Genomic DNA, 25,951 nt, shown 5'->3' on the forward strand with positions numbered 1-25,951 from the left:
GTCCCCGGTCCTGCCCGGCGTGCGTGGCGGCGTGGCGCTGGATGCCGGGCGGGCCGGGTGCGGTGGTTGGGGGTTTCACCCCCAAACCCCCAGGATATTTGACGACAGAAGAAGGCAGGCGGCGGCGCGCAATGAGGCTGTTTCTCAGGCGGTTCGACCGCGTCGGCGGGGACCGGGTAGTTTCAAGGAAGCCTGCGGGGCTCGCCCCGGACTACTTGGCCCTATGCGTGAACCGCCGGTAGCTGTTTGCCGTCCGGGGGTTTGGTGACGCAGGGCCGGGGCGCGCGTGGCGGTTTGCCGTTGGATGCGGCGGCGGGTCGGGTGCGGCGGTTGGGGGTTTCACCCCCAAACCCCCAGGATATTTGACGACAGAAGAAGGCAGGCGGCGGCGCGCAATGAGGCTGTTTCTCAGGCGGTTCGACCGCGTCGGCGGGGACCGGGTAGTTTCAAGGAAGCCTGCGGGGCTCGCCCCGGACTACTTGGCCCTATGCGTGAACCGCCGGTAGCTGTTTGCCGTCCGGGGGTTTGGTGACGCAGGGCCGGGGCGCGCGTGGCGGTTTGCCGTTGGATGCGGCGGCGGGTCGGGTGCGGCGGTTGGGGGTTTCACCCCCAAACCCCCAGGATATTTGACGACAGAAGAAGGCAGGCGGCGGCGCGCAATGGGGCTGTTTCTCGGGCGGCTCGGGGTCACGGCCGGGGACCGGGTAGTTTCAAGGAAGCCTGCGGGACCCGCCCCGGACTATTTGGCCCTATGCGCAAACCGCCGGTCGCTGTTTGCCGTCCGGGGGTTTGGTGACGCAGGGCCGGGGCGCGCGGGGCGGTTTGCCGTTGGATGCAGGGGCGGGTCGGGTGCGGCGGTTGGGGGTTTCACCCCCAAACCCCCAGGATATTTGACGACAGAAGAAGGCAGGCGGCGGCGCGCAATGGGGCTGTTTCTCGGGCGGCTCGGGGTCACGGCCGGGGACCGGGTAGTTTCAAGGAAGCCTGCGGGACCCGCCCCGGACTATTTGGCCCTATGCGCAAACCGCCGGTCGCTGTTTGCCGTCCGGGGGTTTGGTGACGCAGGGCCGGGGCGCGCGGGGCGGTTTGCCGTTGGATGCAGGGGCGGGTCGGGTGCGGCGGTTGGGGGTTTCACCCCCAAACCCCCAGGATATTTGACGACAGAAGAAGGCAGGCGGCGGCGCGAAATGGGGCTGTTTCTCGGGGCGTTCGGGGTCGCGGCCGGCGGGGTCTTGTGCCGGTCGCGGCGCCGCCCGCGCGGCTGGCCGGGCAACGCCTGCGACGGCGATGGGGCCGCCGGGGAACCGGGCAAGCCGTCGCCGACGCTTGCCTGGCACGAACACGATCGTCTAGCGTTGGTCGCGCGCGCAGGATGGAGCGGACATGATAGATCTCTACACGTGGACAACGCCGAACGGCCGCAAAGTGTCCATCATGCTCGAAGAGCTTGGTGAGCCCTACGAGGTGCATCCGGTGGACCTCTCCCATGGCGACCAGCACAGCCCGGAGTTTCTGGCGATCGCGCCGTCAGGCAGGATTCCCGCGATCCGGGATCGCGACAGCGGCATGACGCTGATGGAATCGGGCGTGATCCTGCAGTGGCTCGCCGAAACGCGCGGGCGTTTTCTTCCGGCCGGCCGCGAGCGCTGGAAGGCGCTGGAATGGTGCTACTGGCAGGTGGGCCAGCTTGGCCCGTTTCTCGGCCAGGCGCACCAGGTGCTGAAATACAACCGGGGCCGGACAGCGGAGTCCGAGCAGAAATGCCGCGAACAGGTCGCCCGCGTCTACGCGACACTGGATGCGCGGCTGAGAGGGCGGAGCTATATCGCCGGAGCGGGAACCGGCGAGTATTCCATCGCCGACATCCTGACATGGCCCTGGGTAAGCCGGTTCGAGTGGCACCAGGCCGACCTGGCGGATTACCCCGCGGTGCGCGACTGGTATTTGAGAATCGCCGACCGGCCCGCCGTTCAGGCCGGCTACCGGCAGCCGCATTACGTAAATGACGTGCCGCTGCCCTAGGTATCGGCGCGCGGACATTCATCCCCGGACGTATCCTCCGAAACGCCCGGTCGCCGTTCGTTGCCCCGGATCGAAGCGGTACAGGCGACACGCTCCGAGCCGAGGGGGACCGGCGCTTTCGGTACTGTTCACGCGGTGCCAGAGCAGCGGGACTGGCGGGCGCCGCGTCAGGTGGACTGGTCGTCGTCGTGCCTGGCGCCATCGTCGCCGCTGGCAAAGTCGGTGGCCCCGCCGGGCGTGCCGCGACCGTCGTCCCCGGCAACGCCGAGCGCCGCCAGCCCCGCGGACGGCGCGCTGCCCGCCACCTTCACATGCATGTCGGTTTGCGGGAATGGAATCGAGATACCCTTGGCGTCGAACGCCTCCTTGACCGAGCGGGTGAGATCCCACAACACCGTCCAGTAATCCGCCGCCTGCACCCAGGGCCGGACGATGAAATTGACGGAGCTGTCGGCGAGTTCGCCCACGCGGATCACCGGCGCGGGGTCGTCGAGCACCGCGGGATGCGCATTCACGACCTCTTCCAGCACCTGCTGCGCCTCCTCGATGGAATCGTCGTAGCCGATGCCGAACACGAGATCGACGCGGCGCGTGTCGGACGCGGTGGTATTGGTGATCACGTCGCCCCAGACCTTGGAGTTCGGGATCACGATCACCTGGTTGTCCGGCGTCGTCACGGTGGTGGAAACCACGGAGACCGATTTGACGGTGCCGGAGGTGCCGCCCGCGGTGATGTAATCGCCCTCGTCGAAGGGGCGGTTGAACATGATCATCAGGCCGGCGGCGAGGTTGCCGAGCGTGTCCTGCATGGCAAAGGCGATGATGAAGGAGGCACCGCCAACCACGGCGAAGAGCGGCGTGACGTCCACCCCGAGCGCGGAGAGCACGATCATCAACCCCACGGCGACCGTGACCCAGTAGACGACCAGCGACAGGAACGCCTGCAACAGTTTCGACAGGTCGGGGACGCGCTGCAACAGGCGCCGTGCGTAGGCGCGTACGACGCGGGCGACCAGGAACAGCGCGAAGAGCGAGATCCCGATCACGACCACCCGGATCGCGAGCTTCTGGCCCCCATCCTCGGAGGTGACCCAGTTGAGCCCCATGCGCAGCAGCGTGCGCCAATCCGCCTGCTGCTTCTCCTCGACGGCGATGGCGCTGCGATAGGCCCGGTACTTGGCGACTTCCGCCTCGTCCCCGCCTTTCTTTGCAAGGCTGTCGACCACGGCGCCGAAACGCGCGAACCCCAGGCCGCGTTCCTCGGAGAGCCGAACGATGTTCTCGAGGTCGTCGGCGGAGGTTTCTCCACCGCCAGATTGTGAATCGATCGTTGCGTCGACCACGGCCTGTGACTGTTGCTGGACATTTGCCTGCCAGGCGGCGGCGAGCGCCGACAATTGATCCGCGGTCAGCGGCAGCAGCCGGAGCTCCAGCTCGTCGAGGTCGATGCCGGGGTCGTCAAGCCCCGCGGGATATGCCGGCTCTTCCGCCGCGTCCCCGGAGGCCGCGCCCGCGTCGTCCGCGGGGGCCTCCGCCTGGGCCGGTTCCGTGGTTTCGGCCTGCGGCGAATCGGACGCCGGCGCCTCCTGAGCGGCTGTGTCAAACGGCAGAACGAGAACGAGCAGGATGCAAAAAATACCGAGGATCGCGGACGGTCGGGGCATGTCACCTCTCCAATTGGGCATTCCTGTCAGAACACGTCATTCCCATCGCATTGTCCACGCTGGACTTTCGACGCATTCACCCTAAGAGCAACCGGCGGGTCACAACGGCTGAACGATGCCGATGCACCTGCCATTGGCCCTTTTACCTTAACTTGGGCAGGACTATAACTTGACCGCCCGAAGGCGCGGAGTCTTCGGCACACACAATGCAAAGGCAACGAGCAGGAATAACATGGCACTGTTTGGTGGGTTGTTCTCTACCGACATGGCAATCGACCTCGGGACGGCGAACACGCTTGTCTACGTGAAGGGTCGGGGAGTGATCCTCAACGAGCCCTCGGTTGTTGCCTATCACAACAAGAACGGCCGCAAGGAAGTGCTCGCCGTGGGCGAGGACGCGAAGATGATGCTGGGCCGCACCCCGGGCTCCATCGAGGCGATCCGGCCCATGCGCGAGGGCGTGATCGCGGATTTCGACACCGCGGAGGAGATGATCAAGCATTTCATCCGCAAGGTGCATCAACGCCGGATCCTCGGGAAACCGAAGATCATCGTCTGCGTGCCGCACGGCGCCACGCCGGTGGAGAAGCGCGCCATTCGCGCGTCGGTCCTGGCGGCGGGTGCGGGCCGGGCGGGGCTGATTGCCGAACCGATTGCCGCGGCGATCGGCGCGGGCATGCCGATCACCGACCCGACGGGGTCGATGGTGGTGGATATCGGTGGCGGGACCACCGAGGTGGCGGTGCTGTCGCTGGGGGACATCGTTTACGCGCGCTCGGTGCGGATCGGTGGCGACCGGATGGACGATGCCATCGTCTCCTACCTGCGCCGGCAGCAGAACATCCTCGTGGGCGATTCGACCGCCGAGCGGGTGAAGACCTCCATCGGTACGGCGCGGATGCCGGACGACGGGCGCGGTGCGAGCATGCAGATCCGCGGCCGCGACCTGCTGAACGGCGTGCCAAAGGAGACCGAGATCAACCAGGCGCAGGTGGCCGAGGCGCTCAGCGAGCCGGTGCAGGCGATCTGCGAGGCGGTGATGACCGCGCTCGAAGCCACGCCGCCGGACCTGGCTGCCGATATCGTCGACCGAGGCGTGATGCTCACCGGGGGCGGCGCGCTTCTGGGCGAGCTGGACCTGGCGCTGCGGGAGCAGACGGGGCTGGCCATCTCGGTGGCCGACGAAAGCCTGAACTGCGTCGCCCTCGGCACGGGCAAGGCGCTGGAGTATGAAAAACAGCTCCGGCATGCGATAGACTACGAGAGCTGATCCCCTTCAGCCCCGCCCGGCGCTCCAGACAGTCGCGCTGCTCCGGCGGGGCGGTGAAACGTGAGGCCGCGTGGCAAGACAGCGAAACGGCACAGATGTCGACTATGTCCGCCCGGTCCGGCGCATTCTCGTCGGGGCGTTGCTTTTGGTGTGCCTGGGCGTCTTCCTGCTGTGGCGGATCGACAGCCCGCGGGTGGAGCGGTTCCGCGCCAACCTGATCGACAAGGTGGTGCCGGGGTTCGAGTGGGCCTCGGTGCCGCTGGCCCATTTCACCGGCATGATCGAGGATTTCCAATCCTACCAGCGGATTTACCAGCAAAATCAAGACCTGCGCCGGGAATTGCAGCAGATGAAGGCGTGGAAGGAAGCCGCGGTCCAGCTGGAACAGCAGAACGCCAAGCTGCTGGCGCTCAACAACGTGCGGCTCGACCCGAAGCTGACCTCTGTCTCCGGCCTCGTGATCGCCGATTCGGGATCGCCGTTTCGGCAATCCGTGCTGCTCAACGTGGGCGCGCGGGACGGAATTCGCGACGGCTGGGCGACGATGGACGGGCTGGGGCTGGTCGGGCGCATCTCCGGCGTCGGCGAGAACACCGCGCGGGTCATCCTGCTGACCGACGCCGCGAGCCGCCTGCCGGTGACAATCCAGCCCTCCGGCCAGCGGGCGATTCTGGCCGGCGACAATAGCTCGGCTCCGACGATGGACTTCCTGGAGAATCTCGACACGGTGAAGCCGGGCGACCGGGTCGTCAGTTCGGGCGACGGCGGCGTGTTCCCGTCCGGGTTGCCGGTGGGCCAACTCGCCCTTGGAACCGACGGGCGGTACCGGGTGTGGCTCGCCGCCGATTATCAACGGCTGGAATTCCTGCGCGTGCTCCGCAGCCACGAGGGGGAGGTGCTGACGGACACCGGCGGGCTGATCGTCCCGCCGCAGCCCACGCCCGACGTCGCGGCGGAAAGCGTGCCGTCCCCTGCCCCGTCGCCCGGCGAGACGGAGCCCGGCGATGGTTGATCCGGCGACCACCCGCGCCTGGGCCTATCGCCTCGTCTTTACGGCGCTGGTGCTGTTCCTGGCGTTTCTCCAGCTGCTTCCGCTGGGGCCGGCTTCGGGCCAGCTTCCCGGACCAGACCTGACGCTGGCGCTCACGTTTGCCTGGGTGGTGCGGCGGCCGAGCTACGTACCGGTTTGGCTCCTTGCCCTGTTGTTCCTGTTCCTCGACCTGCTCCTGCAACGCCCGCCCGGCCTTGGCGCGGCGCTGGTTGTGATCGGCTCCGAAATACTCCGCAGCCGCAACGGCACGTCCCGGAAGATCCCGTTCACGGTGGAATGGATGCTGGTCGGGGTGGTCCTGCTGGCGCTTGTCGGACTGAACCAGATCGCGCTCACGATCGTCGTCACCGACCGGCCGCCGCTTGGCCTTGCACTACTGCGCGCTTTGTTTACCGCGGGGGTCTATCCTTTGGTGGTCGCCCTGTCGCATTATGGGCTTGGGGTCACCTCCGCCGACCCGAACGAAACCGACGCCCTGGGGAACCGCCTGTGAGACGCCCACCGAAGGACACAGAGGAAAGCGCCCGCCGGATCACACGACGCGGATTGGTCCTTGGCGGCTCGATGGTCGGCTTCATGGGCCTGTTGGCCGGCCGGATGCGATACATGCAGGTCGACCAGGCGGAGGAATTCCGCCTGCTGGCCGAGGAAAACCGGATCAATATCCGCCTGATCCCGCCTGCGCGCGGGCTCATCTTCGACCGGACCGGCACGCCGATTGCCGAGAATACCCAGAACTACCGCATCGTCATCGTGCGCGAGGATGCGGGCGACCTGGACCTCACCTTCGCGAAACTGCGTGAACTCGTACCGCTGAGCGATGCCGACGTGGAACGCGCGATGCGCGAGGTGCGCCGGCGCAGCCCCTTCGTGCCCGTCACCATCGCCGACCAGCTTGCCTGGGAGGACGTGGCCGAGGTGGCGGTGAACGCCCCTGCCCTGCCCGGCGTGACACCGGAGGTCGGGCTGACCCGGCACTATCCGCTGACAGATGATTTCGCCCATGTCGTCGGCTATGTCGGCCCGGTATCCGACTACGACCTTTCGAAGCTGGAGAACCCCGACCCGCTGTTGCAGATCCCGAAGTTCCAGATCGGCAAGGTGGGGCTGGAAGCCAAGCGCGAGGACGTATTGCGCGGCTCTGCCGGCACGAAGCGGATCGAGGTCAACGCTGGCGGGCGCGTGATGCGGGAGTTGTCGCGGCAGGAAGGCAAGAAAGGGGCCGACCTGCAACTGACGCTCGACCACGGGTTGCAGAATTTCGTGCAGGCGCGGCTTGTGGGCGAAAGCGCCGCCTCCGTCGTGATGGATGTACGCACCGGCGACGTGCTGGCCATCGCCTCTGCCCCGTCCTTCGACCCCAACCTTTTCGTGCGCGGCATTTCGGTAAAGGATTACCGCCGATTGACCGAGGACGACCACCGCCCGCTTGCCGACAAATCGGTGCAGGGCACCTACCCGCCGGGCTCCACATTCAAGATCGTCACCGCGCTCGCCGCCCACGAGGCCGGGGTCGTGACCGCGGGCGAGACGATCTATTGCCCGGGCTACAAGCAACTCGGCAGTCGCCGGTTCCATTGCTGGAAGCGCGGCGGGCACGGCTGGATCGACCTGCACGACAGCCTGATGCGCTCCTGCGACGTCTATTACTACGAACTGGCCGAGCGGGTCGGGATCGACAAGATCTCGGAAATGGCGCGCAAGCTCGGCATCGGGGTGAAGCACGACCTGCCGATGTCGGCCGTGGCGGAGGGGATTGCCCCAACGAAGGCCTGGAAACAGGCGAGCTACGGCGAGAGCTGGCGGGTGGGCGACAGCCTCAACGCCTCCATCGGCCAGGGCTTCGTGCTCGCCTCGCCGCTGCACCTGGCGGTGATGACGGCACGGGTGGCCACCGGAGAGGGCATTCGCCCACGTCTCATCAAGTCCATCGACGCGGTCGAACAGCCGGTGCTGACCGATGGGCCGCTCGGCATCAGCCCGACGACGCTCCGGCAGGTGCGCAAGGCAATGTACTCGGTGTCGAATTCGCGGCGCGGCACCGCCTATCGCTCGCGCCTGCTGCCGGAGGAGTTGAAGCTTGCCGGCAAGACCGGCACGAGCCAGGTCCGTTCCGTCGTTGTCGACAACAAGGCGGTGCCCTGGGAGCAGCGCGACCATGCGCTCTTCGTCTGCTTCGCGCCCTATGACAATCCGCAGATCGCGGTGTCGGTGGTGGTGGAACACGGCGGCGGCGGCTCGTCGGCGGCCGCGCCCGTGGCGCGCGACATCGTCGCCCGCGCCCTGCATGGCGACCTGCCGCCGCTCGACATCTTCCCCTCCGGCGAACGCGACAAGATCGCGGAGAAGTGGGACTCGATGCCGCTGCGCCGCGAGGGCAATACGCCCGGGCGGAGCGACCGCGCATGAGCTATCTGGAGTATCGCGTCCAGACCGTGCCCACCGGTCTGCGCAAGATCCTGCATCTGAACTGGGCTCTCGTGCTGTTGCTGACGGCGGTGGCCTCCATCGGTTTCCTGATGCTCTACTCGGTGGCCGGCGGCTCGCTGCACCCCTGGGCCGAACCGCAGATGAAGCGGTTTGCCATCGGGATGGCGGGTATGTTCGTAATCGCCATGGTGCCGGTCTATATCTGGCGCAACCTGGCGGCGGTGGCTTATGCGGGCTCGGTGCTGCTGCTGGTGGCGGTCGAGCTTTTCGGGACGACGGGGATGGGCGCACAGCGCTGGATCGACCTCGGGTTCATGCGCCTGCAGCCCTCCGAAGTGATGAAGATCACCCTCGTGATGTTCCTCGCCGCCTATTACAACTGGCTCGACATCCGGAAGGTCAGCCATATCTTCTGGGTGCTGGTGCCGGTCGTCATCATCCTGCTGCCCACGTTCCTCGTGCTCAAGCAACCTGACCTGGGAACGGCCATCCTGCTGGTTGCGGGCGGCGGCATCGTGATGTTCGCGGCCGGCGTCCACTGGGCCTATTTCGCGGCCGTCATCGCAGCGGGCGTGGGGCTGGTGACCGCGGTTCTGAAATCGCGCGGCACGGAGTGGCAGCTCATCAAGGACTACCAGTTTCGCCGGATCGACACGTTCCTCGACCCCGATACCGACCCGCTGGGCGCGGGCTACCACATCACCCAGTCGAAGATCGCCCTCGGCTCCGGCGGCATGACCGGGCGCGGGTTCATGCAGGGCACGCAATCGCGGCTGAACTTCCTGCCGGAAAAGCACACGGATTTCATCTTCACCACGCTGGCGGAGGAATTCGGCTTTGCCGGCGCCTCCTCGCTGCTGATGCTCTACGCGCTGATCATCGTCTTCTGCCTTGCCTCGGCGATGACCAACAAGGACCGTTTCGCCTCGCTGATGACGATCGGGATCGCCGCCACCTTCTTCCTCTTCTTCGCGGTCAACATGTCGATGGTGATGGGCATGGCGCCGGTCGTCGGCGTGCCGTTGCCGCTCGTCAGCTACGGCGGGTCCGCGATGCTGGTGCTGCTGGCGGCTTTCGGGCTCGTGCAATCGGCCCATGTTCACCGCCCGAGGGACCGCTCATGACACCGAGACTCCTGTTCGCCGCCTCCGAGGAGTCCTGGCACGAATACGAGGGCCATTTGATCCACTCGCTTGCCGCGGCGGGGATAGAGGCTGAGCTGTCGCCACAGGCCGGCCCGCCGGAGACGGTGGATTACATCGTCTATGCGCCGAATTCGACGGTGCAGGATTTCACGCCCTACACGCGGCTGAAGGCGGTGCTGAGCCTCTGGGCGGGGGTCGAGCATGTCGTCGGCAACCCGACGCTTCGGGTTCCGCTGGCGCGCATGGTCGACAGCGGGCTGACCGAGGGCATGGTCGAATGGGTGACGGGCCACACGCTCCGCCACCACCTGAACATCGATCACGTGCTGGCCCACCAGGACGGGGAATGGAACCGGCACGTGCCGCCGCTGGCGCGTCACCGCCCGGTCACGATCCTGGGGCTCGGCGCGCTCGGCGCAGCCTGTGCGCAGGCTTTGGCGAACCTGGGCTTCCCGGTGACCGGCTGGAGCCGGACCCGGCGCAAGGTCGAGGGCGTGACATGCCTGTCCGGGCCGGCCGGGCTGGAACAGGCACTCGCCCGCGCCCAGATCCTGATCCTGCTGCTGCCGCTCACCCCCGGCACCGAAGACCTGCTGCATGCCGCCCATATCGACCAGCTTCCGAAAGGCGCGGTAATCCTTAATCCCGGCCGCGGCCAGTTGATCGACGACGCAGCCCTGCTCGCGGCTTTGGACAGCGGCCATGTGGGACATGCCACGCTGGACGTGTTCCGAACCGAACCGCTGCCGCGCGACCACCCCTACTGGGCGCATCCGCGCGTGACCGTCACGCCGCATATCGCCTCGGAGACGCGCCCCGACACCGCGAGCGAGGTGATCGTCGAGAACGTCCGGCGCGGCGAGGCCGGTGAGCCCTTCCTCCACCTCGTGGACCGCGCGCGCGGGTATTGAGGGCAAAAGCGGCGACGGTTTCCCGTGGACCCGCAAGCCGTTGCTCCCGCCTGTGGCCCGGGCGACAAGGCGTGTGTCGCCGGGGGCGGCGGCGACCTTCCTCTTGATTGGCAGAGGCGTTTGCCGGTGTTCCCCGGAAGACACCCGGGCGTCGCATTGTCCGAGGCGGACCGCCTGCCCGACCGGGTGGCCCGGTGGTGCGTGGCGGTTGGACGGGACCACCCCGCACGGGGCGCAGCGCGCGGTGAGATGGGGCCAACAGGGAGCCTGAGTTTCGGGTCGAATCCATGTGGCTCCAACACCCCGAACAGCGCAGCGCATGTCGCCCGCCCGCGCGGCGGAAACCGGCGGTATGATTGTTGGAACGTGAACTGCGAGGCCCCGGAAGACGCCCGGGCGTTGCATTGCCCGAGGCGAACCGCCTGCCCGACCGGGTGGCCCGGTGGTGCGCCGCGGTCTGACGGCCCTACCCCGCGCCGACTTGAAAGCGACGGGAAGACGCGCTGCCGTGGGGCATGCATGGGCCGTGATAGGCTGTGCGCGCGGCGAGGTCTTGGCCGAGCAATGCGCGCGGCGCGGTTCAGACCGCCACGCGGGTTTCATCTCCGGGAACGCCTCGATCCCGTGGGGTTGCCGTTGCGACCCAAGCCAGATCCGTCCCCCCGCCGAACGGCACGACCCCGGTGCGAGTGAGCCCGGTAATCGCGCCGACCTTGCCGCCTTTGACCACCGCATCCGCGACGTGTGCTCAAACCCCGGGCACGGCATTGCCGTCGATCAGCGGGTCGACGGCGGGAGCCGCTTCGCTCCCGGCATCTGTCTTTGTCTCCGGCAACCGCGCGGCGAGCATCATGGAGCGTTCTTGCCGATATCGGTGGCGCGGCGCGACGGCGGGACCGGTGAGACGCCCGTGGCTGCCCGCCCTGCCGGCCAGAATGCCGATGGGGCGCACGGCGCCTCTCCACGGTGTCGATCAGGGCAGGTGCATCCCGCTGCCCTCTGGCGCTCGCCTGCCGGCATGATTAATTGAGGTGGAAGGCGAGCGAGAGAGGCCAAAGCACGATGATCGACCCAACCTCCTATGACAACGCCGATTTCATCCCGGACGGGCACCTCTATTTCGACCGCTGGGCCGCTGCGGCGCAGGCGTTTCGCAGCCGCCATCCGGCGGCCCGGCAGCAGCTGGATCGCGCCTATGGCGCCGGGGACCGCGAAAAATACGATCTTTTCCTGCCGGATTCTGCCAATGACCCCGCCGGACTGTTCATTTTTCTGCATGGTGGCTTCTGGCGCATCAGCGGGCGCAAGGACTGGTCGCATCTGGCGGCCGGGTTCCTGGGCAATGGCTGGGCCGTTGCCATGCCCTCCTACCCGCTGGCACCGGAGGTCCACATCGGCGAGATCACGCGGGCCATTGCCCGGTCGCTGCCGGTCATCGGCGCCGAGGTGGAAGGACCGCTCGTGATCGGCGGGCATTCGGCCGGCGGCCATCTGGCGCTGCGCATGGTCTGCCCGGACGTGGACGTGCCTGCGGACCTGCGAGCGCGGATCCGGGGTGTGATGCCGATTTCACCGCTCGCCGACCTGAACCCGCTGATCATGCTGCCGATGAACGAACACCTGCGCATCGATGCCGCCGAGGCGGAGCGCGAGAGCCCGATCCGGTACCCGGAGCCGGATTGCGCCGTGCAGGTCGAGGTGGGCGGTGCGGAGCGGCCGAGTTTCGTGGATCAAGCGCTGCGGCTGGCGGATGCCTGGATCAAGGCCGACCTGACGATCACGCCGGATCGGCACCACTTCGACATCATCGACGCGTTGGCGGACCCGGAGAGCAGGATGGTGCAGGCCGCCATCACCATGGCGGCGGAGTGACGCGACCGGCGGCTTCCCCTCGGCCCTCGGTGCTGGCGCACCTCGGGCCCTTGGGGCCGGGCGCCGCTGGCGCGGCGCGGGGCTGACCGCCCCGGATCGACGCGGCACATCCGGACGGCGCCCACCGCAAGGGCATCCGCATGGGTGAGGGAACCGGCCGTCGCGCCCGACACCGCGCGCGCATGCGCGCGGCCACGCCCAACCCTTCGTGTCCGCATCTTCGATGCGGTAGAAGGGGCGGGAGCCCGTCACCGTGGTCGGGTCGTCGAGATACCTTCTCGAGGGGTCGTGGCCGCGCAACGCCCTGCGGCGCCGCGCCGGGAACGGGCAGCCTCACGCGCCCCCGGCGCCGAACTCGGATTGCCAGCAGGGGACCGGGTCGGCATCGGCCGGCTCGGCAGACCAGACGCCGCGGGCGATGGCCCGGGCGAGGCAGATGGCGGCCGCGTGGCCGATCGCCATGGGCGTCAGCACCTCGTCCGGCAGTGCCTGTGCCCCGGTGGCGGCGGCGAACACGAGGTCGCCGTCGTAGAGCGTGTGGGAGGGCAGAATCGCGCGCGCCATGCCGTCGTGGGCCGCCGTGGCCACGCGTTTCGCCTGCGCCTGCGTCAGCGCGGCGTCGGTCGCCACGATGGCAATCGTCGTCGCCTGGCCTTGCTTGAGCGTCGGCTCGGCGCCCGGGTCGTGGGAGCGGACGGGACCGAGCCCGCCGAACTCGCGGCCGAATTCCCACGGTCCGGCCCAGAATTCCGGGCCGTCTCCGACGACATCCCCGAGGGCATTGACCGCGACGAGCGCGCCGACCGCGATGCCGCAGTCCAGCACCAGCGAGGCCGATCCCAGCCCGCCCTTGAGGCGACGCGTCGTGGCGCCGGTGCCGGCGCCGCGGGTGCCAAGCTCGAACTCCGTGGCAGCGGCTGTGAGCGCCTGCCGTCCCAGCGACTTGTAGGGATTCTCGCGCCAGTCCTTGTCGCCGCCGTTCAGCAGGTCGAACAGGATCGCGCCGGGCACGATGGGCACGCGCTGGTCGCCCACGGCAAAGCCCCGGCCCGCCGCCCGGAGCCCGTCCGCCACGCCGGAGGCGGCATCGAGCCCGAAGGCCGAGCCGCCGGAGAGCACCAGCGCGTCCACCTCCTGGACTACCTTGTCGGGGGCGAGCAGGTCTGTCTCGCGGGTGCCGGGCGCACCGCCCATCACGTGAACGGCCGCGGTGAAGGGGGCATCGCCCAGCAGGACGGTGACACCGGATTTGACCCGCGTGTCGCTCGCATTGCCGACCCGCAGGCCCGGCACATCGGTGATCAGGTTTCGCGCGCCGGGGCGCATTGGACGTCTCCTTCGTTCCGCGCGGCGGTGTCAGATGCAGCGTCCGCCGTCCACCTTCAGCACGCTGCCGGTAATCATGCTGGCCTCGTCGGAACACAGGTAGCAGGCGGCATTGCCCATGTCTTCGGGGGTCGAGAAACGGCCGATCGGAATCGTTGCGAGGAATTTCGCCCGCATTTCCGGGGTGTCCTCGCCCATGAACGACGCCAGCAGCGGTGTCTCGCCCGCCACCGGGGCCAGCGCGTTCACCCGCACGCCGTGGGGCGCCAGCTCCACCGCCATGGCGCGGGTCGCGGTGATCATCCAGCCCTTGGAGGCATTGTACCAGTTGAGATTGGGCCGCGGCGACAGCCCCGCCGTCGAGGCGACGTTCAGGATCGCCCCGGCGCCGTTGGCCTTCATGTGCGGGACGAGATGCAGCGCGGTCAGGAAGACGGACTTGGCATTGACCGCAAGCACCTTGTCGAACTCGGCCTCGGTGACCTCCTCCATTGGCTTTGGCGTGTGGGTGATGCCGGCGTTGTTGATCAGGATGTCGACCTGACCGAAGGCCGACGTCGCGGCCTGGACCATTTCCTCGACGCTGCCGGAGAACGCCACGTCGGTGAATTGTGCAATGCCACCAACCTCTTCCGCGACTTTCCTCGCGTTGTCGATATTGATGTCGGCGATCATGACACGCGCGCCCTCGGCGGCGAACTTCCGGGCGATACCCGCGCCGAACCCCGAACCACCGCCCGTGATGATGGCCGATTTTCCTTCCAATCTCATGAGACTTCTCCCTAGTGTCTCCACCGAACGCTTGCAGGAGACACCCCATGACGCTCGATCTCAACCACAATCCGCGACTCGGCCTCGGATGCTGGGCAATCGGCGGACCTCTCTGGGAGGGAGAGACGCCGCTGGGATGGGGCGAGGTGGACGACGCGGAATCCACCCGTGCCATTCACGCCGCGATCGACTGCGGCGTCACGTATTTCGACACGGCATCTGTCTACGGCGCCGGCCATTCGGAGAAGGTGCTCGGGCAGGCGCTGGCCGGGCGCGATCAGGTCAAGGTCTCCACCAAGATTGGTGTGGTCTTCGATCCAGACTCACGACAAGTCAAGGGAACGATCTCCACGCGCGCGGAGGCGGAGCGCGAGATCGACGGTTGCCTGCGACGCCTTGGCCGCGACCACGTGGATATGGTGTTCCTGCATCTCAACGAGATGCCGGCCGAGGAGGCCGCGCCGCTCTTCGACGCGATGGAGGCGGCGCGGCAGGCCGGGAAGATCGGCGCCTACGGCTGGAGCACGGATTTTCCGTCCTCTGTCGACGCCTACGCCGAGCGACCGGATTTTGCAGCGGTCCAGCACACAATGAACCTCTGGGTTCCGGCCAGCGCGGTTCTGGCGGCGGCGGAGCGCCACGGGCTGCTGTCGGTGAACAGGATGCCCCTCGCCATGGGCGTCTTCTCCGGCAAATACACCGCCGAAACAACGCTTCAACCCTCCGACATCCGCACCAATGCGCTTGACTGGATGGAGTATTTCCAGGCCGGGCAGGTCGTGCCCGAGGTGCTCGCGATGCTCGACGCAGTGCGCGACCTGCTCTGCTCCGGTGGCCGCACGGTTGCGCAGGGTGCGCTCGGCTGGATCTGGGCGCGGAGTGCGAATACCTGCCCCATACCGGGCTTCCGGACAGTCACGCAGGCCGAAGAAAACGCGCGCGCGCTGGAATTCGGCGCGCTGCCGGCGGAGGTGATGCAAGAGATCGAGGCCCTGATCAATCGCCCGCCGGAAGGGCCGCCGCGCGCGCGGTGAGGCGCGCCTCGGAGAGGCGACGTCGTGGAGCTTGAGTGTCCGCCTCGATCACGGCGGATATTTCGGGGTGGGCCGTAGCGAGGGGCCGAGGCGGTTCCTCGGCTATCGCGCGCGGCGATGCCGCGTCAGCCGTGGTGCGCCGCCACCGTCTTGAGCTGGGAGAAGGAATAGAGCGCCTCGAAGCCCTTTTCCCGTCCGTGCCCGGACTTCCCCACCCCGCCGAAGGGCAGTTCCACCCCGCCACCGGCGCCGTAATTGTTGACGAAGACCTGCCCGGCGCGCAGGCGACGGGCCAGCCGCATCTGGCGACCGCCGTTCTCGCTCCAGACCGCCGCCACGAGGCCGAGCCCGGTGCCATTGGCAATCGCAACGGCCTCGTCTTCGTCATCGAAGGGTACGAGCACCTGCGCCGGGCCAAAGATTTCCTCCTGCTCCAGCCGGTGGCCGGGGCGCGCGCCCGACAGCAAATGCGGTGCAACGTAGTGCCCGCCGTCCGGCGCCTCCTCCACGATCCGGCCCGTGGCGACGCAGTCCAGATCCGCGCCAAGGCGCAGATATCCTTCCACGATTCGCTTCTGTGCGGCCGAGATGAGCGGGCCAACCTCAAGATCCGACATCGCCGGGCCGACACGGAGCGCGCCGTACCGCTCCGCCATGCGCTCCGCGACCTCCTGATAGCGGCTGCGCTGGATCAGGATTCGCGAAGAGGCGGAGCAGGTCTGCCCGGCGTTCTGGATCCCGGCATTCACGAGGAATGGCAATGCGGCGTCCAGATCCGCATCGGCGAAGACGAGCTGCGGGGATTTGCCGCCCAGTTCCAGCGTGACCGGAACGACGTTTTCCGCCGCGGCTTTCTGGATGAGTTGCCCCACCGGGTAGGAGCCGGTGAAGGACACATGGTCCACCCCCGGATGCCCGGCGAGCGCTGCGCCCGCCTCCTCGCCCAAGCCCGGCACGACGTTGAGCGCGCCGGCCGGCAGGCCCGCTTCCTCGGCGAGCCGCGCGAAGGCGAGCGCGGTCAGGCAGGCCTCCTCGGCGGGTTTCAGGACGGCGGCATTGCCCATCGCAAGGGCGCCGCCGACCGAGCGGCCGATGATCTGCATCGGGTAGTTCCAGGGCACGATATGGCCCGTCACCCCGTGCGGTTCCCGCAGGGTGTAGACGGTGTAGCCATCCTGATAGGGGATGGTTTCGCCCATCACCTTGTCGGCGGCGCCGCCGTAAAACTCCATGTAGCGGGCGAGCGCGATGGCATCGTTGCGGGCCTGCGTCAGCGGTTTTCCCACGTCCTGCGCCTCAAGCCGCGCGAGGTCTTCCACGCGCTCCAGCACAAGCTGCCCGATCCGCGTCAGGATGCGGCCGCGTTCCACCGCCGTGGTGCGGCCCCATTCGCCCGCGAGCGCCGATTGCGCGGCGGCGACGGCGGCATCGATCTCGTCCGCGCCACCGCGCGCGATCTCGCCGATCTCCGATCCGGTGGAGGGATCTTCCAGCGGCAAGGTCCGGGCCGCAGCCTGCCACTTGCCGCCAATCAGCATCTCGCGGCTGTCGAACCATCCGGTGGTCATCTCGTTCATCGTCACCTCCCTGAATCGGCGCCACTCTGCCACGCTGGGCGCCGTGGGCAAGCGATACCGTCACGACAGCCGTCACGCCGGCAATGGTTCTGCCAGCCAACCCGCCAGCGCCTCCGCGGTGGCCTCCGGTTGTTCCAGCGTCGGCAGGTGCCCTGCCCCGGCGATCACGCGCAGTTTCGCGACCGGGATCAGCTCTGCCATGAATTCATGCCGTTTCACCGGGTAGAGCGTGTCGTGCTCGCCGCACAGGACCAGCGCCGGGATTTTCGTCGTTCGCAGCGTCTTCTGCTGGTCCGGCCGGCGTTGCAGCGCGCGGGTCTGCGCAACGAAGACCTCCGGACCCAGCGCCTCGGCCATCTCGGCGATCAGCGATTGCACCTTCATCCGCCCCGGCCCCGGCGCAAGGGAGCCCGGCGGAACCTCCGCCTGCATGGCTTCGCTCACGCGGCCGGTCCGCGCGGCGATGATCCGTGGCTCCCGTTCGGCCGCCATGGGCGGCGTTTCGGGTTGCGGCGTGGTGCCCATCAGCACGACCCGCGTGACGCGTTCGGGCGCGCGGCTCAGGATTTCCATGGCCACCATTCCGCCGAGCCCATGTCCGACAGGCGCAAACCGCCGCGGTGCCGCGTCAAGAACGGCGGAGGCCATCGCCCCGATGGAGGATGCGGTCGAGAGCGGCGCGAAGGTCACCGCGCGATCGGTGCCGAGGGAGAGAAGATGCGGCCAGAAGAGGCGCGCATCGCACATCATGCCGGGCAGGAACACCAGCGGTTCGTTCATTCCATCCTGGTCCTCTGGAGTTGAGACCGTCAGCCGGTTGGCCGGCCGCGGTAGCGCCACCATAGGCCGGCGGCACCCGGGCCAAAAGCCCCGCCGGCGGGAAGCCGCCACCGGCGCGGTCCGCAGGTGCGCGCGCCGCTCAGAGGGCCGAGGCCCAGTCGATGATGCGCTGGCTGACCCGTTCGGTCCGGCCAGGGCTGAGGATGTCGCCCGCGATCAGGTGATTGGCCGGGTCTCCGGTACCGTCGGGCTCGATCAGTTCGCGCGCCACCGGCCCGCCCCAGGTGTCATGGACCGCATCGGTCGCCTCCGCGGCAACGATCTGGTCGGCGCGGGAATAGACAAAAAGCGCCGGAACCTCCGCTTGCGCATAGTCCAGCGCTCCGACATGGGCGACGAGCGCGGCCAGCGGAACCGCGGCGACCGACGGGTACCGGGTGGTCCAATGCGCCGCGTGATCGTCGTTCAGGGGATCGAAACCACGCTCCGCCCCCTGGGCGAGGGGCATCCAGTGGCGGGCATAGGGCAGCGTCAGGAGCCCGGCGAGCGGATTGGCGATCCGGAAATTCGGGGAGACGAAGACCATGCCCGCCAGATCCTCCGACAGCGAGGGGTCCACGGCGGCCAGCGCCGCGAGGGTGCCGCCCGTGGAGGTGGAGATGACCAGCACCCGCTCCCCGATGCGCCGCCCGATGGCGAGTGCCTCGGCAGTGTCCGCGATCCAGTCGCCGGCGGCCGGTTCCGCCATCGCCGGCCCGTCGCGGCCATGGCCGGAGAGGCGCGCGAAATAGAGGTTCGCGCCGAGCGCGGCGGCCACATTGTCCGGCACCGGGCGGATCTCGGCCTGCGACGCCGAAAAGCCATGAAGGTAGACGATCGCAAGCGGCGTGCGCGCCCCCGGCGCGCCGTTCCAGCGGATCTGCTTGGCATCGTCGGGGCGCAGGTTTGGCACCTCCGCCTCCCGCGTGGCCAGCCAGCCATCGAGCTCGGCCGCGTCGGCGGGCAGGATCTGCGGATCGAAACCGATCTCGGCATCCACCGGTTCGCGCGGCCCCCAAAGCAGGATCGCCGCCAGCCCCGCCACAAGCACAAGGAGCGCGACGAGGAACACCCTCATGCGGCCGCGCCGGCGGCCGCCGCGGCGGAGGAGACCTCCTCGACCGCGACCACGATGGCATCGAGGTTGCCGGGTTCGGAAAACCGGTGGTCCGCCCCCTTGACCAGCGTCAGCCGCACATCCGGACCGGCCGCGTGATCGAGCAGGCGCAGCGCGACCGACATGTCCACATCCGCGTCGGCGGTGCCCTGCAGGAAGCGCGTCGGGAACGGCAGCGCCAGCGGCTTTCGCAGCACCAGCTGGTTACGGCCATCCTCGATCATCCGGCGCGTGACGATCAGCGGATCACCGTAGTCGGACGGCAGCGCCACCATCCCGGTGGCCACCATATCGGCCTTCTGGGCATCGGTGAAATTGGCCCAGAACCCGTCTTCGGTGAAATCGGGCGCGGCGGCGATGGTGACGAGCCCGGCGAGCCGTTCCGGCAGGACGCGCGCCATCAGCAGCGCCAGCCAGCCACCCATGGACGAGCCGACGAGCACCAGCGGCCCGGAGGTCAACTCGGTCAGGACGGCGGCTGCGTCCTCGGCCCACGCGCCGATGCACCCGGCCTCGAAAGCGCCCTCGCTCAGCCCGTGGCCCGAACAATCGAACCGCAGGAAGCCGCGCCCGGCACGCCTGGCCCAATCTTCAAGGTGCAGCGCCTTCGTCCCTTCCATGTCGGAGCGCAGCCCGTGGAGGAAAACGACCGTGGGCCCCGCCCCCTCGGTACGCCGGTAGGCCAGTCGACGCCCCTGGCCGGTCGTCAGGTACTCTGGTTCACTCGCGCTCATGGTCCCTCCCCGCGCCGTCGTTTCGGGCGCCAGACTACCCGCTTGCCGACACGCCGCAAGCCTTGCCGTTGCGGGGATGCTGCGCCTTATTGGGGCCATGACACGACGCCCCCGGTTCACCGATCTCGCAACCCGCCTTCCCGCTTCCGTTCCCTTCGTCGGCCCGGAGGCACAGGAGCGCCGCCGGGGCCGCCCCTTCGCCGCCCGCCTCGGGGCCAACGAGCTGGTCTTCGGCCCCTCCCCACGGGCGATTGCAGCGATGGAATCCGCGGCCGCCGAGGCCTGGAAATACGGCGATCCGGAGAGCCACGAGCTGCGCCACGCGATTGCCGCCCGCCTTGGCGTCGCGCCCGGGACGATCATGGTCGGGGAGGGAATCGACGGGCTGCTGGGCTATCTCGTGCGGCTCTTCGTGGCGCCTGGCGATGCGGTGGTGACGTCCCACGGCGCCTACCCGACGTTCAACTACCACGTCGCGGGCTACGGCGGGCACCTGCACGGCGTCCCCTACCGCGACGATCGCGAGGACCCTCAGGCCCTGCTCGAGCGGGCCCGCGAAACCGGCGCGAAGCTAATCTACCTTGCCAACCCGGACAATCCGATGGGCACCTGGCACGGCGCGGAGAGCATCGCGGAGATGATTGCCGGGGTGCCTGACGGCTGCCTGCTGATCCTCGACGAAGCCTACGTTGAATTCGCGCCCGCCGGCACGGCGCCGCCGATCGACACCGATACGCCACACGTCATCCGCATGCGCACCTTTTCCAAGGCGCATGGGCTCGCGGGCATGCGCGTGGGCTATGCCATCGGTCACCCGGAGCTGATCTCGGCCTTCAACAAGGTGCGCAACCACTTCGGCATGAGTCGGCTCTCGCAGGCGGCCGCCCTGGCGAGCCTCGCCGACACCGCGCACCTGGCCGAAACCATCGCCCGCGTCGCCGGCGCGCGCGACCGGCTAGCGGAAATCGCGGCCGAAAACGGCCTTGCCGCCCTGCCCTCGGCGACGAACTTCGTGGCCATGGATTGCGGCCGCGACGGTGCCTTCGCCGCCTCCGTGCTCGACGGGCTGCTCGCGCGCGATGTCTTCGTCCGCATGCCCTTCGTCGCGCCGCAGGACCGTTGCATTCGCGTCTCCTGTGGCCCCGACGCCGACCTGGACCGTTTTGCCACGGCCCTCCCCGAAGCGCTGAAATCCGCCCGCTGACACGCCCTCGCGGGATTGTCACAGCCAAGCCGACGGTGGCGGGCTATAATCCGGCCAGCCTGATCAGCGGCGGAGAGCGGAGATGAAACGCCATTCCATGGGGCGCGCGCCGGATTACACCACGGCTGCGCTGGTGAGCGCGGGGATCAACCTGTTCTGCCTGCTGCTGGCGCTTCGGCTGATCCTTGGCTGGGGCGCGGTCCTGCTCACCGCCGCCGGCCTCAACCACCTGATCGCACGGCTGGCGGCGCGGCGCGGCGCCTGAGTCATGCGCGGCTCAGCACCTCGGATGCCGCTTCGAGCGCTCCCGGCCCGTGCGGGATGCCGAGCGCCTTGAGACCGGCATCGATTGCCCCGAGCGCACCCATCACCATCTGCGCATTCACATGGCCCATGTGACCCACGCGAAACGCCCCGTCCGAGGCCGGATCCTCCTCCGTCGCCATCCCGAGGCCGATGCCCAGCGTCACGCCGGCATGCGCCGAGACCCAGTCGCGCAGGCGCGTCCCGTTTTCTTTGCCCGCGCGAACGGTGGTCACAGCGTGGCTGCGGCAGGCCGGATCGGCGATATTCAGCGCCAGCGGCCCACCGGCCCCCCAGGCGTCGAACGCCGCCCAGACCGCATGTGCCAGCGCCGCGTGGCGGGCCCACACGGCCTCGATCCCCTCCTCGTTGATCAGGTCGAGCGCCGCGCGCAGGCCGTAGAGGTGATGCGTCGGCGCCGTGCCGCAGAAGTGCTGGTAGAAGACGTCCGGGTTGGCGCGCGGGCGCCAGTCCCAGTACCCCGTCACCAGATCCGCATGTTCGCGCGCCGCCTCCGCGCGTTCGTTGAAGAAGACGAACCCAAGGCCGGGCGGTGTCATCAGCCCCTTCTGGCTGGCGCTGACCATCACGTCCACGCCCCAGGCATCCATGCGGAACGCGTCGACGGCAAGGCAGGCAATGCAATCCACCAACAGCAAGGCCGGATGACCGGCCCGGTCGATCGCCGCGCGAAGGGCCGGAATGTCATTGCGGACGGAGCTGGCGGTATCCACCTGCACGCAGATCACCGCCTTGATCGCGCGGTCGGTGTCGGCGGCGAGCGCCGCTTCCACCGCCGCAGGGTCGATTGCCGCCTGCCGTCCGAAATCCATGCGGTCGACGCGGATCCCGAGCCGCTCGGCCATGTCCGCCCAGCCATGGGTGAATCGGCCCGTCGCCAGCGCAAGCACCCGGTCGCCGCGGCTGAACACGTTGGTCAGGGCGGCCTCCCAGGCCCCGTGACCATTGCTGATGTAGATCGCAACCTCGCCCTCGGTGCCAGCCACGCGCCGCAGGTCGGGAAGGATCGTATCGACCATGTCGACCAGTTCGCCGGTGTAGATATTCGGTGCCGGCCGATGCATCGCCCGCAAGACGGCATCCGGCATGACGGAGGGGCCGGGAATGGCCAGGTAATGGCTGCCGCGCGACAAGGTCATGGGAAATCTCGCAAAAAACTCCAGACACCCGGCCATAGGCCGCCCCCGCCACACGGTCAATGCTTGCCGACCGTTTCAGCGACGCGAATTCGCGCCCGCGTTCTTCTGTCGCGAAATATCCTCGGGGGGGCGCGGCACCGGCCGCGCGGGGGGCAGACAGCCCCCCTCCGGCAGCCCGTGGGGGGCGCCGCCCCGGCGCAGCGCGGCGGCCCCGGCTACGGCCCGTCGCCGCCGCGACTTGCCCTGCCGCGCGGATTCGCGCTAAGTCCCCGCGGCGCCATTTCTTTCGGCGCGCGCACCCCGGGGGCTGTCAGCCACATGTTCACGCGTCTTGAGACCTGGTTCGAGAACCTCGAACGCCGGCTGCGGAAATCCGTGGGTGGGGACATCGCGACGCCCGAGAACCGGCGCCGCGCCTGGTGGCATTTTCAGCTCTTCGACCACGCATTCCTTCGCCTTTGGTGGACGAACTTCGACAAGGTGGCCGACGGCGTCTATCGTTCCAACCATCCGGGGCCGGAACGATTGGTCAGATACAAGGAAATGGGCATCCGCAGCATCCTGAACCTGCGCGGCGAAGACGGGCGCAGCCCGTGGCTTTTCGAGAAGGAGGCCTGCGACGATCTGGGCATCGATCTGCAGGTCGCCAAGATCTATGCGCGCAAGCCCGCGAAGCGGCACGAGATCCTCAACCTGATCGAAACCATGCGTGGCATGGAAAAGCCCTTCGTGATGCATTGCAAGTCGGGCGCCGACCGCGCCGGGTTTGCCGCGGTGCTCTACAAGGCCGTCATCGAGGGCGCCCCGCTCGAAGAGGCGCGCCGGCACCTCTCGCTTCGCTACATCCATACCGACTGGACGGCGACGGGGATCGTCGACCACATCTTCGACATGTACGAAGCCCGCAACGCCGAAGACCCGATCGACCTAGAGACGTGGTTCGAAACCGAATACGACCACAAGGCCGCGGCGGCGAGCTTCGCCGAGAAACGGGCGGGCCGGCGATGAGCAAGCGGCGCGCCGAAATCGAGAACGTCGACGACCTCGGCTGGGGCGAACAGCGCAAGCTCTTCGGCTGGCTCTGGCGGGGATACATGCGCCAGCACTGGCTGGTGATCCTGATTGCCGGCCTTCTCATGTCGATCGAAGGCTCCATGCTGGGGCTGATGAGCTACATGATGAAGCCGATGTTCGACGAGGTCTTCGTCGGCGGCAACCGCGACGCGATGGTCTGGGTCGGCACCGTCATCATGGGTATCTTCATCGTGCGGGCGATTGCCAACGTCTCGCAACGGGTGCTGATCACCCGCGCATCCGCCAAGATCACCTTCGACCTTCAGACGCGCCTGCTGCAACACGTGATGACACTCGACACGCTGTTCCACCAGGCGAATCCGCCCGGATACCTGATGGACCGGATCCGCGGCGACAGCGGCTCCATCCGAAACGTCGCCAATGTCATCATCACCGGGGTCGGGCGCGATGTGATGTCGCTTGTCTCACTTCTGGCGGTCGTGCTCTGGATCGACTGGCGCTGGACGCTGATCGCGCTCATCGGCGTGCCGCTCCTGGTGGCGCCGTCGCTCTTCGTGCAGCGCTTCGTGCGGCAGGTATCGCTGCGCAACCGGATCAATTCCGGCAAGATGAGCACGCGGCTCGACGAGATCTTTCACGGCATTACCCCGATCAAGCTGAATGCGCTGGAGGCCTATCAGGCCGGGCGGTTCCGCGACCTTGCCGACAGGCAGATCGAGACGGAAACCCGCGCCAGTTTCGGCAAGGCGCTGATTCCGGCGATGATCGACATCATGAGCGGCATCGGATTTCTCGGCGTGCTCCTCTATGGCGGCGGCGAGATCATGGCCGGCGAGAAGACGCTGGGCGAGTTCATGAGCTTCTTCGCTGCCATGGCACTGGCCTTCGAACCGATCCGGCGGATCGGCGGCGTGAGCGGGGTGTGGCAGGCGACCGCCGTCAGCCTGCACCGGCTGAAAGGCCTGTTCGACACCCGTCCGCGCCTGCAGCACGCGCCGAACCCGGTCCGGCTGCCGGAGGCACAGGGCGACATCCGCCTCGAGGGCGTCGAACTCGCCTACGGAGACCTGCCGGTTCTGCGCGGGACAACCTTCACCGCCCGGGCGGGCGAGACCACGGCGCTGGTTGGCCTGTCGGGTGCGGGCAAGTCGACGGTGTTCAACGTCCTGACGCGGTTGGTGGAAACCGACGACGGCCTCGTGACCATGAGCGGCACGGATATCCGTCGGTTCGACCTTGCGGATCTGCGCGGCCAGTTCTCCATGGTCACGCAGGACGCGCTTCTGTTCGACGAATCCGTGCGGGAGAATATCCTGCTCGACCGTACCGACGTTTCCCCGGAACGGCTGCGCGAGATCATGGACGCCGCCCATATCTCCGATTTCATCGACGCCCTGTCCGAGGGGCTCGATAGCCCGGCCGGCCCCCGCGGCTCCGCGCTCTCTGGCGGCCAGCGGCAGCGGGTCGCCATCGCCCGCGCGCTGCTGCGCGACACACCGATCCTGCTGCTGGACGAGGCGACCTCGGCGCTTGACGCCCAATCGGAGGCAATCGTCCAGGCGGCGCTGGAACGTCTCTCCGAAGGGCGCACGACGCTCGTCATCGCACACCGCCTCTCCACCGTCCGAAATGCCGACAAGATCGTCGTCATGGAGGCCGGCAGGGTCGTCGAGGAAGGGACGCACGACGAGTTGCTGCAGCGTAACGGCGCCTATGCCGACCTCTACCGCCTTCAGTTCAACGAAGCGGACTCGTCTTCGGACGCGTAGCGACGGGCCAATTGCTCCGGCGGGGCACCACACCGGTACCGCACAAGATTGCTGAGGTTGCGTGACCCTCGTCGCAGCCAGCCCTCGGCCTCGTATCGCGCCGCCGAGGTGGAGACATTGGCCGGCATCAACCGAATGCCCCTGCCGAGCGCGCGGGCCAGCGCCACGTCCTCCATCAGCGGTATTTCCGGAAACCCTCCGGCGGCCTCGTAGCGCCCCCGTGTCAGCAGAAGCCCCTGATCGCCGTAGGGCAGACGGAAGAGCCGGCTCCGCAGGTTCGCCCAGCCGGCGACGATCCGCGGCGCCGCACCGCTGGCACGGAAAGACAGCCGGAACGCATGCGCCAGATCCGGCGACGCCATCGCGGCGCGGACGTTCTCGACCCACCCGGGTGGCAGATGCGTGTCGGCGTGCAGGATCAGCAACCACGCGCCGCGCGCGGCCGCACAGCCACGCCGCAACTGCCCCCCTCGCCCGGCCGGACCGGGTATGAAGCGCGCGCCGACCGCCTCTGCCAGCGCTTCGGTGTCGTCGGTGGAGCCGCCGTCGGTTACGATCACCTCCCGCACCAGCCCTGCCGCGACGCCGTCGAAGACACCGGGCAGCATCTCCTTCAGGGCGGGCTCTGCATCGAGTGTGGGGATGACAACGGAAACGGGGGCGGGCATGGCTCTTGCTGGGCTGTCGGGTCGGCTCACCCTCCCCTATATGTAGTCCGAACGGAATGGGAGACTCGC

Annotated in this window: 23 protein-coding genes; 13 read left to right on the forward strand and 10 right to left on the reverse strand. The window is 68.2% G+C overall.

Translation table 11 applies throughout. The features are described 5' to 3' along the window. The first annotated feature begins 1,383 nt into the window (after positions 1–1,383). Positions 1,384–2,022 carry a glutathione S-transferase family protein gene (locus ARC39_RS14390; RefSeq protein ID WP_068115512.1) on the forward strand — a complete coding sequence of 213 codons (639 nt, stop codon included), beginning with the start codon at positions 1,384–1,386 and terminating at the stop codon, positions 2,020–2,022. A gap of 167 nt (positions 2,023–2,189) precedes the next feature. Here the strand turns inward: ARC39_RS14390 and ARC39_RS14395 are convergent, their stop codons facing one another. After that, a complete protein-coding gene (locus tag ARC39_RS14395) occupies positions 2,190–3,686 on the reverse strand; it encodes a mechanosensitive ion channel family protein (RefSeq protein ID WP_068115513.1) in 1,497 nt (498 codons plus the stop codon). Between the two features lie 232 nt (positions 3,687–3,918). On the opposite strand from ARC39_RS14395, the gene ARC39_RS14400 reads away from it, so the two are divergent. From ARC39_RS14400 to ARC39_RS14425, 6 genes are all read left to right on the forward strand, one after another. Then, the gene (locus ARC39_RS14400) at positions 3,919–4,956 is read left to right on the forward strand and encodes a rod shape-determining protein (protein ID WP_068115514.1); all 1,038 of its coding nucleotides are present in this window, start codon (positions 3,919–3,921) and stop codon (positions 4,954–4,956) included. A 70-nt stretch (positions 4,957–5,026) separates the two neighbouring features. Continuing rightward, positions 5,027–5,968 carry a rod shape-determining protein MreC gene (gene mreC, locus ARC39_RS14405; protein WP_068115515.1) on the forward strand — a complete coding sequence of 314 codons (942 nt, stop codon included), beginning with the start codon at positions 5,027–5,029 and terminating at the stop codon, positions 5,966–5,968. Next, on the forward strand, positions 5,961–6,500 hold the full coding sequence (locus ARC39_RS14410) for a hypothetical protein (RefSeq protein WP_068115516.1): 540 nt from the start codon (positions 5,961–5,963) through the stop codon (positions 6,498–6,500). The genes mreC and ARC39_RS14410 overlap by 8 nt, the downstream gene beginning before the upstream one ends. After that, positions 6,497–8,416, forward strand: coding sequence for a penicillin-binding protein 2 (gene mrdA, locus ARC39_RS14415; protein WP_068115517.1), 1,920 nt, complete (start codon positions 6,497–6,499; stop codon positions 8,414–8,416). The genes ARC39_RS14410 and mrdA overlap by 4 nt, the downstream gene beginning before the upstream one ends. Beyond that, the gene (rodA, locus tag ARC39_RS14420; RefSeq protein ID WP_068115518.1) at positions 8,413–9,561 is read left to right on the forward strand and encodes a rod shape-determining protein RodA; all 1,149 of its coding nucleotides are present in this window, start codon (positions 8,413–8,415) and stop codon (positions 9,559–9,561) included. The genes mrdA and rodA overlap by 4 nt, the downstream gene beginning before the upstream one ends. After that, the gene (locus ARC39_RS14425) at positions 9,558–10,493 is read left to right on the forward strand and encodes a 2-hydroxyacid dehydrogenase (RefSeq protein WP_068115519.1); all 936 of its coding nucleotides are present in this window, start codon (positions 9,558–9,560) and stop codon (positions 10,491–10,493) included. The genes rodA and ARC39_RS14425 overlap by 4 nt, the downstream gene beginning before the upstream one ends. A 748-nt stretch (positions 10,494–11,241) precedes the next feature. Here ARC39_RS14425 and ARC39_RS14430 read toward each other — a convergent pair. Beyond that, on the reverse strand, positions 11,242–11,445 hold the full coding sequence (locus ARC39_RS14430; protein WP_068115520.1) for a hypothetical protein: 204 nt from the start codon (positions 11,443–11,445) through the stop codon (positions 11,242–11,244). A 110-nt stretch (positions 11,446–11,555) separates the two neighbouring features. Here ARC39_RS14430 and ARC39_RS14435 point away from each other — a divergent pair, with 110 nt between their 5' ends. Next, a complete protein-coding gene (locus ARC39_RS14435) occupies positions 11,556–12,365 on the forward strand; it encodes a hormone-sensitive lipase (protein WP_068115521.1) in 810 nt (269 codons plus the stop codon). Positions 12,366–12,698: 333 nt separating this feature from the next. Here the strand turns inward: ARC39_RS14435 and ARC39_RS14440 are convergent, their stop codons facing one another. Then, on the reverse strand, positions 12,699–13,691 hold the full coding sequence (locus tag ARC39_RS14440) for a P1 family peptidase (RefSeq protein WP_068115522.1): 993 nt from the start codon (positions 13,689–13,691) through the stop codon (positions 12,699–12,701). A 30-nt stretch (positions 13,692–13,721) separates the two neighbouring features. Beyond that, positions 13,722–14,462, reverse strand: coding sequence for a glucose 1-dehydrogenase (locus ARC39_RS14445; protein WP_068115523.1), 741 nt, complete (start codon positions 14,460–14,462; stop codon positions 13,722–13,724). 47 nt (positions 14,463–14,509) lie between these two features. On the opposite strand from ARC39_RS14445, the gene ARC39_RS14450 reads away from it, so the two are divergent. Continuing rightward, the gene (locus ARC39_RS14450; RefSeq protein ID WP_068115524.1) at positions 14,510–15,496 is read left to right on the forward strand and encodes an aldo/keto reductase; all 987 of its coding nucleotides are present in this window, start codon (positions 14,510–14,512) and stop codon (positions 15,494–15,496) included. A gap of 125 nt (positions 15,497–15,621) precedes the next feature. On the opposite strand, the gene ARC39_RS14455 is transcribed toward ARC39_RS14450, so the two are convergent. The 4 genes from ARC39_RS14455 to ARC39_RS14470 form a co-directional block, all read right to left on the reverse strand. Next, positions 15,622–17,073, reverse strand: a complete 1,452-nt coding sequence (locus tag ARC39_RS14455; RefSeq protein ID WP_068115525.1) for an aldehyde dehydrogenase family protein — start codon at positions 17,071–17,073, stop codon at positions 15,622–15,624. 72 nt (positions 17,074–17,145) lie between these two features. Beyond that, positions 17,146–17,853, reverse strand: coding sequence for an alpha/beta fold hydrolase (locus ARC39_RS14460; protein WP_068115677.1), 708 nt, complete (start codon positions 17,851–17,853; stop codon positions 17,146–17,148). 139 nt (positions 17,854–17,992) lie between these two features. Then, complete coding sequence (locus tag ARC39_RS14465) at positions 17,993–18,970, reverse strand: alpha/beta hydrolase (protein ID WP_068115526.1); 978 nt, start codon at positions 18,968–18,970, stop codon at positions 17,993–17,995. Further along, entirely contained in the window at positions 18,967–19,743 is a 777-nt protein-coding gene (locus ARC39_RS14470) for an alpha/beta fold hydrolase (RefSeq protein ID WP_068115527.1), read from the reverse strand. Before ARC39_RS14470 ends, ARC39_RS14465 begins: the two co-directional genes overlap by 4 nt. A 97-nt stretch (positions 19,744–19,840) precedes the next feature. Here ARC39_RS14470 and ARC39_RS14475 point away from each other — a divergent pair, with 97 nt between their 5' ends. Next, positions 19,841–20,947, forward strand: coding sequence for a pyridoxal phosphate-dependent aminotransferase (locus ARC39_RS14475; protein ID WP_068115528.1), 1,107 nt, complete (start codon positions 19,841–19,843; stop codon positions 20,945–20,947). Between the two features lie 82 nt (positions 20,948–21,029). Continuing rightward, positions 21,030–21,212, forward strand: a complete 183-nt coding sequence (locus ARC39_RS14480) for a hypothetical protein (protein ID WP_068115529.1) — start codon at positions 21,030–21,032, stop codon at positions 21,210–21,212. 1 nt (position 21,213) lies between these two features. On the opposite strand, the gene ARC39_RS14485 is transcribed toward ARC39_RS14480, so the two are convergent. Beyond that, positions 21,214–22,410, reverse strand: a complete 1,197-nt coding sequence (locus ARC39_RS14485) for a pyridoxal-phosphate-dependent aminotransferase family protein (RefSeq protein WP_068115530.1) — start codon at positions 22,408–22,410, stop codon at positions 21,214–21,216. A 318-nt stretch (positions 22,411–22,728) separates the two neighbouring features. Here ARC39_RS14485 and ARC39_RS14490 point away from each other — a divergent pair, with 318 nt between their 5' ends. Beyond that, positions 22,729–23,418 carry a tyrosine-protein phosphatase gene (locus tag ARC39_RS14490; RefSeq protein WP_068115678.1) on the forward strand — a complete coding sequence of 230 codons (690 nt, stop codon included), beginning with the start codon at positions 22,729–22,731 and terminating at the stop codon, positions 23,416–23,418. After that, the gene (locus ARC39_RS14495) at positions 23,415–25,214 is read left to right on the forward strand and encodes an ABC transporter ATP-binding protein (RefSeq protein WP_068115531.1); all 1,800 of its coding nucleotides are present in this window, start codon (positions 23,415–23,417) and stop codon (positions 25,212–25,214) included. Before ARC39_RS14490 ends, ARC39_RS14495 begins: the two co-directional genes overlap by 4 nt. Here the strand turns inward: ARC39_RS14495 and ARC39_RS14500 are convergent. After that, positions 25,178–25,882 (reverse strand): TIGR04283 family arsenosugar biosynthesis glycosyltransferase, encoded by a 705-nt coding sequence (locus tag ARC39_RS14500; RefSeq protein ID WP_068115532.1) that lies wholly within the window; start codon positions 25,880–25,882, stop codon positions 25,178–25,180. The genes ARC39_RS14495 and ARC39_RS14500 overlap by 37 nt on opposite strands. Positions 25,883–25,951 lie beyond the last annotated feature (69 nt).

The sequence above is a fragment of the Tropicimonas marinistellae genome (assembly GCF_001509585.1).
Classification (GTDB): Bacteria; Pseudomonadota; Alphaproteobacteria; order Rhodobacterales; family Rhodobacteraceae; genus Tropicimonas; species Tropicimonas marinistellae.